The 14,464-nt window shown below is 71.0% G+C and carries 13 protein-coding genes; 12 read left to right on the forward strand and 1 reads right to left on the reverse strand.

What is annotated here, in order from left to right:
* Positions 1–21 precede the first annotated feature (21 nt).
* The 7 genes from FHY06_RS10840 (at position 22) to FHY06_RS10870 (ending at position 5,574) form a co-directional block, all read left to right on the forward strand.
* Positions 22–657: a LysE family translocator gene (locus FHY06_RS10840; protein WP_132802201.1), complete on the forward strand. Its 636-nt coding sequence runs from the start codon at positions 22–24 to the stop codon at positions 655–657.
* A 12-nt stretch (positions 658–669) separates the two neighbouring features.
* The gene (locus FHY06_RS10845; RefSeq protein ID WP_184604907.1) at positions 670–1,506 is read left to right on the forward strand and encodes a PhzF family protein; all 837 of its coding nucleotides are present in this window, start codon (positions 670–672) and stop codon (positions 1,504–1,506) included.
* A 39-nt stretch (positions 1,507–1,545) separates the two neighbouring features.
* Positions 1,546–2,187, forward strand: coding sequence for a glutathione S-transferase family protein (locus FHY06_RS10850; protein WP_184604909.1), 642 nt, complete (start codon positions 1,546–1,548; stop codon positions 2,185–2,187).
* A gap of 133 nt (positions 2,188–2,320) precedes the next feature.
* Positions 2,321–3,244 carry a PhzF family protein gene (locus tag FHY06_RS10855; protein ID WP_132752120.1) on the forward strand — a complete coding sequence of 308 codons (924 nt, stop codon included), beginning with the start codon at positions 2,321–2,323 and terminating at the stop codon, positions 3,242–3,244.
* Between the two features lie 14 nt (positions 3,245–3,258).
* Positions 3,259–3,951 (forward strand): VOC family protein, encoded by a 693-nt coding sequence (locus tag FHY06_RS10860; RefSeq protein ID WP_184604911.1) that lies wholly within the window; start codon positions 3,259–3,261, stop codon positions 3,949–3,951.
* Position 3,952: 1 nt separating this feature from the next.
* Positions 3,953–4,585 (forward strand): LysE family translocator, encoded by a 633-nt coding sequence (locus FHY06_RS10865; RefSeq protein ID WP_019656827.1) that lies wholly within the window; start codon positions 3,953–3,955, stop codon positions 4,583–4,585.
* Positions 4,586–4,608: 23 nt separating this feature from the next.
* Complete coding sequence (locus FHY06_RS10870; protein ID WP_019656826.1) at positions 4,609–5,574, forward strand: threonine dehydratase; 966 nt, start codon at positions 4,609–4,611, stop codon at positions 5,572–5,574.
* A gap of 24 nt (positions 5,575–5,598) precedes the next feature.
* Here the strand turns inward: FHY06_RS10870 and FHY06_RS10875 are convergent, their stop codons facing one another.
* The gene (locus FHY06_RS10875; RefSeq protein ID WP_132802187.1) at positions 5,599–6,453 is read right to left on the reverse strand and encodes a creatininase family protein; all 855 of its coding nucleotides are present in this window, start codon (positions 6,451–6,453) and stop codon (positions 5,599–5,601) included.
* Between the two features lie 312 nt (positions 6,454–6,765).
* On the opposite strand from FHY06_RS10875, the gene pgaA reads away from it, so the two are divergent.
* From pgaA to FHY06_RS10900, 5 genes are all read left to right on the forward strand, one after another.
* Positions 6,766–9,378 carry a poly-beta-1,6 N-acetyl-D-glucosamine export porin PgaA gene (gene pgaA / locus FHY06_RS10880; protein WP_184604913.1) on the forward strand — a complete coding sequence of 871 codons (2,613 nt, stop codon included), beginning with the start codon at positions 6,766–6,768 and terminating at the stop codon, positions 9,376–9,378.
* On the forward strand, positions 9,378–11,459 hold the full coding sequence (gene pgaB, locus FHY06_RS10885; protein ID WP_184604915.1) for a poly-beta-1,6-N-acetyl-D-glucosamine N-deacetylase PgaB: 2,082 nt from the start codon (positions 9,378–9,380) through the stop codon (positions 11,457–11,459). Before pgaA ends, pgaB begins: the two co-directional genes overlap by 1 nt.
* Positions 11,456–12,736: a poly-beta-1,6-N-acetyl-D-glucosamine synthase gene (gene pgaC / locus FHY06_RS10890; RefSeq protein WP_184604918.1), complete on the forward strand. Its 1,281-nt coding sequence runs from the start codon at positions 11,456–11,458 to the stop codon at positions 12,734–12,736. Before pgaB ends, pgaC begins: the two co-directional genes overlap by 4 nt.
* Positions 12,726–13,301, forward strand: a complete 576-nt coding sequence (gene pgaD, locus FHY06_RS10895) for a poly-beta-1,6-N-acetyl-D-glucosamine biosynthesis protein PgaD (protein ID WP_260310224.1) — start codon at positions 12,726–12,728, stop codon at positions 13,299–13,301. The genes pgaC and pgaD overlap by 11 nt, the downstream gene beginning before the upstream one ends.
* Before the next feature lie 96 nt (positions 13,302–13,397).
* Positions 13,398–14,195 (forward strand): SDR family oxidoreductase, encoded by a 798-nt coding sequence (locus FHY06_RS10900; protein ID WP_145761882.1) that lies wholly within the window; start codon positions 13,398–13,400, stop codon positions 14,193–14,195.
* Positions 14,196–14,464: the final 269 nt, after the last annotated feature.

Genomic DNA, 14,464 nt, shown 5'->3' on the forward strand with positions numbered 1-14,464 from the left:
ACCACGACCCAGGAGCCACCCGTGATCGGTCTTGCGACGCTCTCGCTCTTCCTGCTCGCGGTACTGGCGCTGTTCCTGTCGCCGGGCCCGAACATGGCTTTCGTGCTCTCGCACGGCGTGGCCCATGGTCCGCGCGGCGGTTTCGCGGCGGCCATCGGCATCTCGGCGGCCGACCTGGTGCACACGCTCTTCGCCGCCACCGGCGTCACCGCGCTGGTGGCCGCCTGGCCGCCGTCGTTCGACGTGCTGCGCTATGCGGGCGCGCTGTACCTGGTGTGGCTCGCGGTGCAGGCGCTGCGCAGCGGCGGCCTTCGCATGGGGGCGCAGGCGCAGCCCGCCGGCTTCGGCCGCATCGTGCGAATGGCGCTGCTGAACAACCTCGTCAATCCGAAGGCGCTGCTGTTCTTCATGGTGTTCCTGCCGCAGTTCGTCGACCCCTCGCACGGCAGCGTGCCGCTGCAGCTGGTGCAACTGGGCGTGGTGCTGTCGATGGCGGCGCTGGCCTTCAACACGCTGCTGGGCGCGTGCAGCGGCCAGATCGGACGCTGGCTGCACAGTCGCCCCGGCGCGGCGCGCTTCCAGAGCGGTCTGCTTGCGGCCGTGATGCTGGGGCTGGCCGTGCGCCTGCTGTTCCTCGACCGCCCCTCGCCCCGCTGAAGAGGCCTTCTCATGAATGTCCTGAAGATCGCAGCCTTCTCCGATGGAGAGACGGGCGGCAACCCAGCCGGCGTCGTTATCGCCGATGCGCTGCCGCCTGCTGCACAAATGCAGCACATTGCGGCGGAAGTCGGCTTTTCTGAAACCGCGTTCGCCGCTCCGGCCGACGGCGGCAGCTGGCGCGTGCGCTACTTCGCGCCGCAATCCGAAGTGCCCTTCTGCGGCCACGCGACGATCGCGCTGGGCGCCGCGCTGGCGATGCGGCAAGGCGACGGCGTGTTCCCGCTGGTGCTCAACCAGGCACGGATCACCGTGGAAGGCCGGCGCAACGGCAGCGTGGTCGAGGCTGCGCTGCAGTCGCCACCCACGCGCAGCGCCGCTGCGTCGCCCGGGTTGCTGTCCGAGGCGCTCGCCCTGTTCGGCTATTCGCCGCAGGACATCGATCCGCGCATCCCGCCGGCCGTCGTCCACGCGGGCGCCGACCATCTGGTGCTGGCCCTGAAAAGCCGCGCAGCGCTGTCGGCGATGCACTACGAGCTGGAGGCCGGCCGCGCGCTGATGGCTCGCGCCGGGCTCACGACCATCGTGCTGGTCTTCGCCGAGACCGCGCAGCGGCTGCACACGCGCAACCCCTTCGCGTCCGGCGGCGTGTACGAAGACCCCGCCACCGGCGCCGCCACGGCCGCGCTGGCCGGCTACCTGCGCGACATCGGCTGGCCGCACGGCGGCGCCATCGACGTGGTGCAGGGCGAGGACATGGGCATGCTGTCGCGCCTGCACGCCGACATTTCGCCCGCGCCGGGCAGCTCGATACGCGTGTCGGGAACGGCGCGCGTCATGCGGGACTGAACAACCGAAGAATCGAGAAGAGAAAGAAAGAGACCAAACATGCTCAACATCTGGGGCCGCATCAGCTCGATCAACGTCCGCAAGGTGGTGTGGTGCGCGCAGGAGCTCGGGCTCGACTTCCAGCGCACCGAGGCCGGCGGCAGGTTCGGCGTGGTGCAGACGCCCGAATACCTCGCGATCAATCCGAACGCCATGGTGCCCGCCATCGACGACGGCGAAGGCGCCGAGCGCGTCACGCTGTGGGAGTCGAACGTGATCGTGCGCTACCTCTGCGCGAAGCATTCGCACGGCAACCTCTATCCGGCCGAGCTGCCCGCGCGCTTCGACGCCGAGCGCTGGATGGACTGGCAGCAGACCACGCTCAACCGCGTGAGCCGCGACGCCTTCGTCCAGTGGGTGCGCACGCCGCCCTCGGAGCGCCAGCCCTCGCTCATCGATGCCTCGGTGCGCGACAGCGAAGCGCTGTTCGCGATGCTCGACGCGCACCTCGCGCGCCAGCCCTACATGGCCGGCCAGCGCTTCACCATGGCCGACATCCCGGTCGGCTGCGAAGCGCACCGCTGGTTCGGCCTGCCCGCCGCCGAATACCGCCGGCCGAGCTGGCCGAACGTGGAGCGCTGGTACTCCGAACTGCTTTCCCGACCGGGCACGCGCGGCGTGCTAGATCTGAGCCTGGAATGACCCCCAGTCTCCGCGCACTTCGTGTGACTGCGCCAACACCCTTGCAGGGGGCAACACCTGTGGCCCGGCAAAGCCGGTTCCACGGTGCTCCCCGACTGACATCGTCCATTGATCCGACCCTCCTGAGCCTCGAATGAAATCCCGCCCCTTCAAGCAAGTCGACGTCTTCACCGCCACCGCCTATTACGGCAACCCGCTCGCGGTGGTGATCGACGGCCAGGACCTCGACGACGCCGCCATGCAGCGCTTCGCGCAGTGGACCAACCTGTCCGAAACGACCTTCCTGCTGCCGCCCACCGATCCGACGGCCGACTACCGCGTGCGCATCTTCACGCCCGGCGGCGAGCTGCCCTTCGCCGGCCACCCGACCATCGGCAGCTGCCATGCGTGGCTGGAGGCCGGCGGCAAGCCCAAGGCGGCGGGCATGGTCGTGCAGCAGTGCGGCGCGGGCCTGGTGCCGCTGCGCCGCGACGGCAGCCGCCTGGCCTTCGCAGCGCCGCCGCTCAAGCGCAGCGCGCCCAGCCCCGCGCTGCTGGCCAAGGTGGCGGGCGCGCTGGGCCTGAAGGCGCAGCAGGTCATCGCGGCGCAGGTGCTGGACAACGGCCCCGTCTGGTTCGGCCTGCTGGTCAACGACGCCGACGCGGTGCTGGCGCTGCAGCCCGACCATCGCGCGCTGAAGGAACTGGGCGTGAAGGCCGGCGTGGCGGGCGTGCCTGCGGCGCACGACACCTCGCTGCTTATCGGCCGCTCCAACCGAGAGGCACGCGCCTTCGGCAACCGGCCCGCGGTTCCCAACGCGGACGGCGCGCGCATCGACCTCGAGGTGCGCGCCTTCGCCGAGCCCATCGGCGTGCAGGAAGACCCGGTCACCGGCAGCCTCAACGCGAGCCTCGCCGAATGGCTGATCGCCGACGGCCACATGCCCGAGCGCTACCTCGCGGCGCAGGGCCAGTGCCTGGGCCGCGCGGGCCGCGTCCACATCGAGCGCGACGCGGAAGGCCGCATCTGGGTCGGCGGCGACGCCGTGACCTGCGTGGACGGCAGCGTCTCGCTCTGAACGCACAGCCCGCCATGCACGCGCAACTCGACCACCTGGTGATCGCCGCCACCTCGCTCGCCGAGGGCGTGGCGTGGTGCGAGGCCACGCTCGGCATCACGCCGGCACCGGGCGGCTCGCATCCGCTCATGGGCACGCACAACCGGCTGTTCAACGTCTCCGGCGACGCCTACCCGGCGGCCTATGCCGAGATCATCGCGATCGAGCCGGGCAGGAAGCCGTCGCGGCCCAAGACGCGCCGCTGGTTCGACATGGACGATGCCGCGCTGCAGGCCGGCCTCGTGCGGCACGGCCCGCGGCTGATCCACGTCGTCGCGCGCGTGCCCGATGCGCATGCGGCGATGCGCGCGCTGGCGCATGAAGAGCACGCGCACATCGACCGCGGCCAGCTGCTCGAAGCCTCGCGCGACACGCCCGCCGGCCGGCTCGAATGGCAGATCACCGTGCGCGACGACGGCCAGCGGCTTTTCTATGGCGCGCTGCCCACGCTGATCCAGTGGGGCGCGGTGCATCCCACCGACGCCATGCCCGCGTCGGGCGTCGTGCTGCGCTCGCTGCGCGCCACGCACCCGCGCGCGCCGGCGCTGGCCGCCGCGCTGTCGGCCATCGGCATGACGGGCCTCGAGGTCGATGCCGGCCCGCCCAACCTGGTTGCCGTGCTCGACACGCCGCGCGGCAGCGTGACCCTCGAATCGCAAGGACTCTGACATGCTGAGCTTCACCGAGATCGCCCTCTTCGCATTCGCCTCGCTGCTGCTGGCGCTCACGCCCGGGCCGAACATGATCTATTGCGTCTCGCGCACGCTGGTGCAGGGCCGGCGCGCGGGGCTCATATCGCTGGGCGGCGTGCTGCTGGCCTTCCTGGTGCACCTGTTCGCGGCGGCGCTCGGGCTCACCGCGCTGCTGCTGGCGGTACCGCTGGCGTTCGACGCGATCCGCATCGCCGGCGCGGCCTACCTGCTGTGGCTCGCATGGCAGGCGGTGAAGCCCGGCGGCACCGCGCCCTTCGAAGCGCGCGCGCTGCCGGCCGACCCGCCGGGCAAGCTGTTCCGCATGGGCTTTCTCACGAACCTGCTGAACCCGAAGGTGGCGATGTTCTATCTCTCGTTCTTCCCGCAGTTCATCCACCCCGAGCGCGGCTCGGTGCTGCTGCAGAGCATGCAGCTGGGCATCGCGCAGATGACCGCCAGCGCGCTGGTCAACACGGTGATGATCGTCGGCGCCGCAGGCATCACGGCCGTGTTGTCGCAAAGCGCCGGCTGGCTGCGCGCGCAGCGCTACGTGATGGGCAGCGTGCTCGCCGCGCTGGCCGTGCGGGTGGCGCTGACCGAGCGCAAGTAGGAAGACAGGAAGAGAGACACCCCATGAGATTCACCCGCGAAGAGATCGAATCGGCGCAGCGCACCGTGCGCGCGGCCATGCCGCCCACGCCGCAGTACGCCTGGCCGCTCCTGTCGCAGCGCCTGGGCGCCACCGTGTGGGCCAAGCACGAGAACCACACGCCGGCCGGCGCCTTCAAGATCCGCGGCGGCCTGACCTACTTCGAGACGCTGGCGCGCGAGCAGCCGACGGTGCGCCACGCGATCAGCGCCACGCGCGGCAACCACGGCCAGTCGGTCGGCTTCGCGGCGCGCCGCCACGGGCTGGGCGCGACCATCGTCGTGCCGCACGGCAACTCGACCGAGAAGAACGCCGCGATGCGTGCACTGGGCGTCACGCTGGTCGAGCACGGCGACGACTTCCAGGCCGCGTCGGAACATGCGGCCGCGCTCGCCGAACGCGACGGCCTGCACCGCGTGCCCTCGTTCCACCGCGAGCTGGTGCGCGGCGTCTCGACGGCGTATGTCGAGTTCTTCGAAGCGCTCTCGGCCACGCCGCCCGACGTGCTTTTCGTGCCCATCGGCCTGGGCTCGGGCTTCGCGGCCGCAGCGGCGGCGCGCGCGCATTGCGGCGTGTCGACGAAGCTCATCGGCGTGGTGTCGGCGCATGCGACGGCCTATCGCGATTCCTTCCGCGCGGGCAAGCCGGTCGAATCGCCCGTGACCACGCGGCTGGCCGACGGCATGGCCTGCCGCACGCCGGTGCCCGAATCGGTGGAGGTGATGTTGCGCGAGGCCGACGACGTGGTCACCGTCACCGACGACGAGATCGCGCAGTCCATGCGCATCCTTTTCAGCGACACGCACAACGTTGCCGAAGGGGCCGGCGCGGCCGCGCTGGCCGCGGCGCTCCAGCAGCAGGAGCGCTGGCGCGGCAGGACGGTGGGCGTATGCCTGAGCGGCGGCAATGTCGACTCGGACATGTTCGCCGGCGTGCTGGCCGCCGCCTGACCGGAATTCAGGAAGCTCGGGAGTTCAGGGCAGAGGCCCGGTGTTGGCCGTTTCCAGCGGCAGCCGCGACACCTCTTCCAGCAGCAGCGCGAGTTGCCGTGCGGCCTCGTCGACCACCGCCTGCCCGTGCGCCGCGGTGGCGGCGGCCGCGTTGCCCGCGGCGCCGTGGGCGTTGTAGTCCTCGATGGCCCAGCCGAGCTTGGCGCTCCTGCCGTTGCCGAGGATCGCGTAGTCGGCCGCGCGCTGGCGCGAGGTGGAGTCGAAATCGCGCGCCTCGCCCATGCGCACCAGCTGCGGCGAGAGCGCCAGCATCATCGACGTCTCGATCTCGCCCGCGTGCACGCCGAAGCGGTGCTCGTGCGCGCTGAACTGCGCACCGGCGTCGCCCAGCGGCAGGTTGAACCAGCTCACGCTGTAGACGATGAGCCCGTGCTCGGCGCGCAGCTCGCGCGCCACGATGTCCATCGCCCCCACGTGGCCGCCATGCGCATTGAAGAGCACCAGCTTCTTCACGCCCGCGCGCGCCACGCCTGCGCCGATTTCCTTCCACATGCGGATCAGCGTCTCGGCCGAAAGCGTGAGCGTGCCCGCGAAGCGCGCGTGCTCGGGGCTCAGGCCGATCTGCTGCGTCGGCAGGAAGAGCACAGGCAGCGCGGCCGGCAGCAGCGGCAGCGACGCGGCCACGATGCCGTCGGCCAGCACCGTGTCCACACCCAGCGGCAGGTGCGGCCCGTGCTGCTCGGTCGCACCCAGCGGCAGCACCGCGACGGTGGTGCTCGCGTCGAGCGATGCGAAGTCGCGCGTGGTGAGCTGCGACCAGAACCGCGGCAGCGCGGGCGATGGCAGCGATGGCGTCGAAGGGGCCTGGGAAGCGTTCATCACGCGATCTTAGGCCGGGCCGGAACCGCGCGGTCATCGGCGGGTCGGGCACCCGTCCGACAACAGCGATCGACGCAGGCGGCCAAAACGCGAACCTATTCACACCTAGAACCGCAAAAGTTCACTTCATTGTTTGCGTTAGTTAACAATCATCACTAAAGTCAGCGAAGATTTGATTCTCCGAATCGGGGTTGCCGGCCTGTCACGTAGGCACCCCCGGTCCTTGCGGCGTCGCGATGGGTCGCCCGGGGTCTCTTTTCGGTTTTCCAAGGGAGCAAGGTGTTCATCCAGAAAAAGACTGGAGGCACGGTCATGGCTGCGCGCGCTTCGGCGCCGGCCGGTCCGATGTTTCTTCGATTGGCGCGAACCGCGCAAAAACTTCCCTCACTGCCCCTGGCATGCACCCTGGCGTTCGGCGCACCGGTCGCGCTCGCGCAGCCGTCGCCCGCACGGCCCGCGGCCATCGACAGCGCGCGTTCGCCGAATGACGCGGCCTACGACGCGCGCCGACACGACGCGCTGATCGTCGAGCGCCGCGAAGGCCGCATCACCGGTGCCGACGCGCTGCGCCAGCTCAAGGCATGGCTGGCCTCGCCGATCGACGGCGATGCGCGCCGGCGCGTGGCCTCCGACGCCATCGCGATCGCTTCGGCGGACGGCCAGTACGCGGAGGCCGTCGCGCTCGGCCGCGAGTTCGCGCCCTCGACGCTGCAGACCTATGCGCTAGGCCCGCTGGCGGTGGCCGCCCGGCGCACGCACGACACCCGCCTGCAGGGCGAGACGATCGCCGTCTGGCGCGCGCGGCAGCCCGAAGCGCGCGAGCCCCGCGTGCACGAGGCCTGGTGGCGCATCGAGAGCGGCGACCTCGCCGGCGCACAGGCGCTCTATGACACGCTGTCGCAGCCCGCTCCCACGCGGATCGATGACCGCGTGGCGCTGCTCGAACTGCGCGGCGCGCTCGCGCGTGCCCGCAAGGACACGCTGCAGGCCCTGGGCGCCTACGCCGAGGCCGGGGCTCTTCGACCCGGCCGTCCCGACCTGCGCCGCGAGGCCGACTTCCTCCTCGCCGACAGCGGCGCCGCATCGAGCGCCTTCGAGAGCGCGGAGGCCGCGCAGCGCGCCAGCCCCGGCAGCTTCTCGCCGCTGGCGCTGTCCACCCTGCAGCAGGAGGCGCTTGCGCAGCGGCTGCGCTGGGCGATACAGGCGCGCGACCAGCGCCTGGGCACCGAGCGCGTCGTGGCGCTCGACCGCGTGCTGGCCGAGCAGGAAGCCGCGCTGGCGCGGGTCGATGCCGAGGTGCTCCATGCGGACTCGGTGGACGCCGACGCATGGCGCAACCTGCGCGTGAAGCTGCAGTCCGACCGCCTGCTGGCGCTGGTCGAACGCGGCCGCCCTGCCCAGGCCATCGCGCTCTACGACGCGATGCGCGCCACCGACACTGACATCCCCGCCTACGCGCTGGTGGCCGCGGGCCGCGCGCTGGCGCAGGAGCGGCGCTCCATCGAGGCCGTGCCGGTCTACGAGGCGGCCATCGCCTGGCGCGGGTCCGAGCTGCCGATGCCCGACCAGGCGTACCTGGGGCTGGTCTACGCCTATCTCGACGTGGGCCGCTTCGCGGACGCCGATGCGCTGCTGCAGCGCATCGAGGCCGCCACGCCCGCGCAGCTGCGGCTCGCGCCCGAGCCCGGCCGCCCGAACGGCGAGTACACCGACGTCAGCGGCCTGCGGGGCATGGTGCAGCTCTATACCGACCGTCCCGCGCTCGCGCAGCGCAGCTTCTCGGTGCTGACGCGGGAGGCGCCGATGAACGCCGGCTTCGCGCACGGCGCGGCCCTCACCGAGCGGCTGCGCGAGCACCCCGAGGCCTCGCTGGCGCGCTACGAGGCACTCGCGGCCGATTCGCCCTACGACACCGATGCGCGCGTGGGCCATGTCGAGGCGCTGCTCGACGCGTCCGAGTTCGCCGAGGCCCGCCGCCGCGCCGAATCGCTCGCCGCCGACGTGCCCGACTCGGTGCAGGTGCGCGAGATGGAACGCAAGCGCCGCGCGCTCGTGGGCCCGAGACTCGACGTCGACGCCGAGGCCTCCTCGGGCGGCGCGGCCATCGCCAACCACGAATGGCGCATCGACAGCCGGCTCAGCTCGGGCCTCATCGACGACCGCTGGCGCGTGTTCTACGAGCAGACGCTGGGGCGCGGCAGCACCGACATCGGCAACGCGAACTGGGCGCGCGGCGGCCTCGGCCTGAGCTGGGAGCAGGGCCGCTGGCTCGCCGAAGGCATCGTCCAGCACGCGAACAGCGGGCCGTACCGCAACAGCGTGGCCGGCCGGCTCGACTACCGCGCGGGCGACGCATGGCGGCTGTCGGCCACCTACGACGGCGACAGCCGGGAGCTGCCGTGGAAGGCGCGCGCGGCCGGCATCGGCGCGCATGAGTTCGGCGCGGGCGTGGGCTACGTGGTCGACGAATCGCGCCGCTTCGATCTCAAGTGGCAGCAGCTCGATTTCAGCGACGGCAACCGGCGCGAAGGCGTCGACATCGGCTGGCGCGAGCGCTGGATCAGCACACCGGCCTTCCAGCTCGAGACGCGCCTGGGCGCGGACGCGAGCCGCGGGCGCACGGTCGATGCGCCCTACTTCAATCCGTCGAGCGACTCCAGCGTGCAGTTCAGCGTGCGCGCGCAGTGGCTCAACTGGAAGCGCGACGACCGGCAGTTCTTCCAGGTGCTGGAGCTCGGCGGCGGCAGCTACCGGCAGGCCGGCTTCGGAAGCGGCCCGATGTGGAGCCTGCGCTACGAGCACCGCTGGAACCTCGGCCCGAAGCTCACGCTGCGCTACGGCCTGGTCTTCTCCGGCCATCCCTACGACGGCGTGCGCGAGCGACAGCGCGGCGTCTTCCTGAACCTCTCGACCCCGCTGCCGTGATGAGAAGAAAAACCAAGCCCCATCCCCTCGCCTTCTGGCGCTCGACCTTGCCGTGGCTGCTGCTGGCGCTGCTCGCGGCCTGCGCGCTGCCGGTGCCCGCGCAGCCGCTGCCGCCCGCCGACCCGGACGACGGCCTGAGCTTTCGCGTGATCGCGTTCCACGACGTGCGCGCCAACGTGCGCCAGAGCTTCGAGGCATCGCCCGACGAGACCGCGGTGGACGAGCGCACCTTCGCCGACACCCTCGCCTGGCTGCAGTACAACGGCTACCACCCGGTGAGCCTGCAGCAGATCGTCGACGCTCGCGCGGGCGGCAAGCCGCTGCCGCCCAAGCCGGTGCTGCTGACCTTCGACGACGGCTACCGCAGCGCCTACACCAAGGTCTTCCCGCTGCTCAAGCGCTACAACTACCCGGCGCTGATGGCGCTGGTCACGAGCTGGCTCGAGGTGCCCGAGGGCCGGCAGGTGCACTGGGGCGACAGGCCCGCGCCGCGCGAGAACTTCCTCTCGTGGAGCGAGGCGGCCGAGATGGCGCGCTCGGGCCTGGTCGAGTTCGCGAGCCACAGCGACGCGTTGCACACCGGCATCCTCGCCAACCCGCAGGGCAACCTGCTGCCGGCCGCGGCCACGCACCGCTACGACCCGAAGACCGGCCGCTACGAGGACGACGACACCTACGTGCGGCGCGTCGAGGCCGACCTGCGCCGCAGCCGCGAGATCATCGAGCGGCGCACCGGCGCGAAGGTGCGTTCGATGGTGTGGCCCTACGGCGCCTACAACAGCGCCGCGGTCGAGGCCTCGAAGCGCGCGGGCATGCCCATCACCTTCACGCTCGACGACGGCCCCAACGCGCCCGAGGTGCCGCTCGCGCGCATCCGCCGCGCGCTGGCCGCCTACGACAACGAGGCGCCCGCCTTCGACCGCATGCTGCGCAGCCCCGTGGGCGGCGAGGTGCGGCCGGTCAACCGCGTGATGCACGTGGACCTCGACTACGTGTACGACCCCGATCCGGGACAGCAGGAGCGCAACCTCTCGCTGCTGATTGACCGCGTGGCCGCGGTGCATCCGCGCGCGGTGTTCCTGCAGGCGTACGCCGACCCCGACGGCGACGGCGTGGCCGACGCGCTGTACTTTCCCAACCGCCACCTGCCGGTGCGCGCCGACCTGTTCGGCCGCGCGGCCTGGCAGCTGCACAGCCGCGCCGGCGTGAAGGTCTACGCGTGGATGCCGGTCACGGCCTTCAGGCTGCCGGCGTCGAACCCGCTCGCCACGCACACCGTGACGGCGCAGGACGGTGCGGTGCACGCCGACCGCTACCACCGCCTCACGCCTTTCGACCCCGCGGTGCGGGCGCTGGTCGGCGACATCTACGAGGACCTGGGCCGCCACGCCTTCTTCGAGGGCCTGCTGTTCCACGACGACGCGATGCTGTCCGACGACGAGGACGCGAGCCCTGCCGCGCTGGCCGCCTACGCGAAGTGGGGCCTGCCGGCCGACATGGCCGCGATCCGCGCGAACCCCGAACTGGCGGCGCGCTGGACCGCGGCCAAGACGCGCCACCTGATCGAGTTCACGCAGGAGCTCGCCGCACGCACCGGCGCGTGGCGGCCCGCGCTGGAAACCGCGCGTAACCTCTACGCCCGGCCGGTGCTCGAGCCGCAGGCCGAGCAGTGGTTCGCGCAGAACTACGAGTCCTCGCTCGCGGCCTACGACTACGTCGCGCTGATGGCCATGCCGCGCATGGAACGCGAGGCCGACGCGGAAGGCTGGCTCGCGCGGCTGGCCAGGCGCGCCGCCGACACGCCGCGCGGCCTCGACGGCACGGTGTTCGAACTGCAGGCGCGCGACTGGCGCACCGGCAAGCCCGTGCCCGACGCCGAACTCGCGCGCCAGTGGACGCTGCTGCAGCGCGCCGGTGTGCGCCACCTCGGCTACTACCCCGACGACTTCCTCAACGACCAGCCGGGGCTTGACACCGTGCGCCGCGCGATCTCGGTGCGCACCCTGCTGCCGCGTGCGCTGCGCACGCCGGCCCAGCCCGAAGGCCCGTCGCCCGCGGCGCAGGGAGGACGTGCGCCATGAGCCCCACGACGCAGTTCCTCGCGCAGACGCTGCCCTCGCTGCTGTTCGGCTTCGTCTTCTACTACCCGTTCTTCATGGCCTACGTCTGGATGGCCGGCGGCCTCTCGCATGCGATGGTGTTCGAGCGCAAGCGCGACGTGGACGTCAACCCGCTCGACCTGCTGCCCTCGCGCCCGCTGGTCACGGTGGTGGTGCCCTGCTTCAACGAGGCGCCGCACCTGCGCGAGGTGATCGAGCAGCTGATGCGAACGCGCTACCCCTACTGCGAAGTCATCGCGGTGAACGACGGCAGCACCGACGGCACCGGCGAGCTGCTGGACGAGATGACGAAGGAATACGGCCGCCTGCGCGTGATCCACAACGCCAGCAACCAGGGCAAGGCCGTGGGCCTGAACACTGCCTGCCAGCTCGCGCGCGGCGAGTACATCCTGGGCATCGACGGCGACGCACTGATCGACGAGGACGCCATCGCCTGGATGCTACTGCCCATGCTGGCTTCGGAGCGCATCGGCGCGGTCACCGGCAACCCGCGCATCCGCACGCGCACGACGCTGCTCGGGCGCATGCAGGTGGGCGAGTTCTCCTCGATCATCGGCCTCATCAAGCGCTCGCAGCAGCTGGTGGGAACGCTCTTCACGGTGTCGGGCGTGATCGCCATGTTCCGCCGCCGCGCGGTGATCGACGTGGGCTTCTGGAGCCCCGACGTGCTCACCGAGGACATCGACATGAGCTGGAAGCTGCAGATCGCCGGCTGGAAGCTGCGCTTCGAGCCGCGCGCGCTGTGCTGGATCCTGATGCCCGAGACCTTGCGCGGCCTCTGGAAGCAGCGCCTGCGCTGGGCCATCGGCGGCATCCAGACCATGCTGCGCTGCAGCTCGCACATCCTGCGGCCGCGCCACTGGCGCATGTGGCCCATCTACATCGAGTACATGACCAGCGTCTTCTGGGCCTATGCGATGGCGCTGGTGCTCGTCGTCAGCCTGGTGCGGCCCTTCCTGCCCTACGACTCGTCGTGGCACTCGGCCCTGCTGCCGCACTGGCAGGGCACGCTGCTGGCCATGACCTGCATCCTGCAGATGCTGCTGAGCTTGTGGATCGACCGCCGCTACGACCGGGACCTGATGCGCTACTTCGCCGGAACGATCTGGTATCCGATCGCCTTCTGGACCATCACGATGGCCACCACCGTGATCGCCTTTCCCAAAGCCCTGATACGCCGCCGGGGCAAACGAGCGGTGTGGACAAGTCCCGATAGAGGAGTTTCCGATGTCCCATGAGTCCGTGTTCCCCTCCAGCTACCCGCCCGACATGCACAACGACACGGCGCCCCCGAGCCGGCGCCGCTCGTGGGGGCAGCCGGCGGTGGAGGAGCCCATCATCGACGCCGCGCGCATTCCGCTGCACGCCTTCGGCAGCAGCCGCTCGCCGCAGCGTGCGCTGGCCATGTACCTGTGGCTGCGCCTGCTGCGCCCCGCCGTCACCGTCGCGATCTGGTTCTGCGCCATCTGGTACGCGTGGCCCTACGTGCTGGGCGCGCGCTCCCAGCCCGAGGTGATGCACCTGCTGAGCCTCTACGGGCTGGTGATCTGCGGCATCCTGCTGTCGATGCTGGTGATCGCACCCTGGCGCCGCCGGCAGCACCGCCGCGAGCCGGCGCCGGTGAAGGAGAAATCCTCCCTCTCCGCCCTGGCCACCTACATCGAGGTGCCACCCTCGCGCCTGTCGACCTGGCAGCGCACGCGCCAGCTGCTGGTGCACCACGACAACGACGGCCACCTGCGCGAAGCCATCGACACCACGCCGGCGGCCCTCGAACCCGAGACCACGAAGAACAGGCGCTGAGCGCCCGCGGTCCGTCCGTCCGGGCGCGTGCAGGGGTTTCGCTGTGGTGATTGAATCGCCGCACCCATCCTGCAATCTCTAACAAGGACCCGATTCATGGACCTCCAACTCCAGGACCAACACGTACTCGTCACCGGCGGCAGCAAGGGCATCGGCCTGGCCTGCGCCCTCGGCTTCCTGCGCGAAGGCGCGCGCGTGAGCCTCGTCTCGCGCGACCTCGCCAATCTGGAACAGGGCCGCAAGACCCTGCTCGAATCGTTCGCGCAGGCCGAAGGCCGCGTCTCCATCCACGCCGCCGACCTCAAGGACCCCGCCGGCGCCGTTGCCGCCCTCGACGCCGCCGAAAAGGCATTCGGCCCCGTCGACGTCCTCGTCAATTCCGCAGGCGCCGCCCGCCGCACCCCGCCCGACGACCTCACCGCCGCGTCGTGGCACGACGCCATGGACGCCAAGTACTTCACCTACATCCACATGATCGACCCGGTGGTCAAGCGGATGGGCCGTCGCGGCCGCGGCGCCATCGTCAACGTCATCGGCCAGGGCGGCAAGGTCGCCAGCCCCGTCCACATGGCCGGCGGCGCAGCCAACGCAGCCCTCATGCTCGTGAGCGCCGGCATGGCCGCCGCCTACGCCGCCAAGGGCGTGCGCGTGAACGCCGTGAACCCCGGCCTCACCCTCACCGAGCGCCTGCAGGAAGGCATGAAGGCCGACGCGAAGCTGCAGGGCATCGGCACCGACGAAGCACTGGAGCGTGCCAAGTCCAAACTGCCGCTGGGCCGCATCGCGACGCCGGAAGAAGTGGCGAACACCGTGCTGTTCCTCGCGTCGCCGAAGGCAAGCTATGTGACCGGCGCGATCGTGGCGATGGATGGTGCGGTCACGCCGATGATCTGAAAGAACGAGAAAGCACGACACATAGGCGCCGCAGCCCTCACCCCAGCCCTCTCCCGCAAGCGGGAGAGGGAGAGGGAGCCAGGCCGAGCGCAGCAAAGGCCCGAGCGTCCCTCCTCCCCTCTGGCTGCGCCGAGGAGCGCAGCGTTTCGCGGATCAGGGCTCGCCCTTGTCTGAGCGAAGCGAGTTTGGGCGAGACCCCGCGAAACGCGAGCACCGCAGGTTGCCCGCAGCGAAGCGAAGGGTCGCAGACAGCGGGGTCGCCTTTTCTT

The sequence above is a fragment of the Variovorax atrisoli genome (assembly GCF_014195185.1).
GTDB classification, from domain to species: Bacteria; Pseudomonadota; Gammaproteobacteria; order Burkholderiales; family Burkholderiaceae_C; genus Variovorax; species Variovorax atrisoli.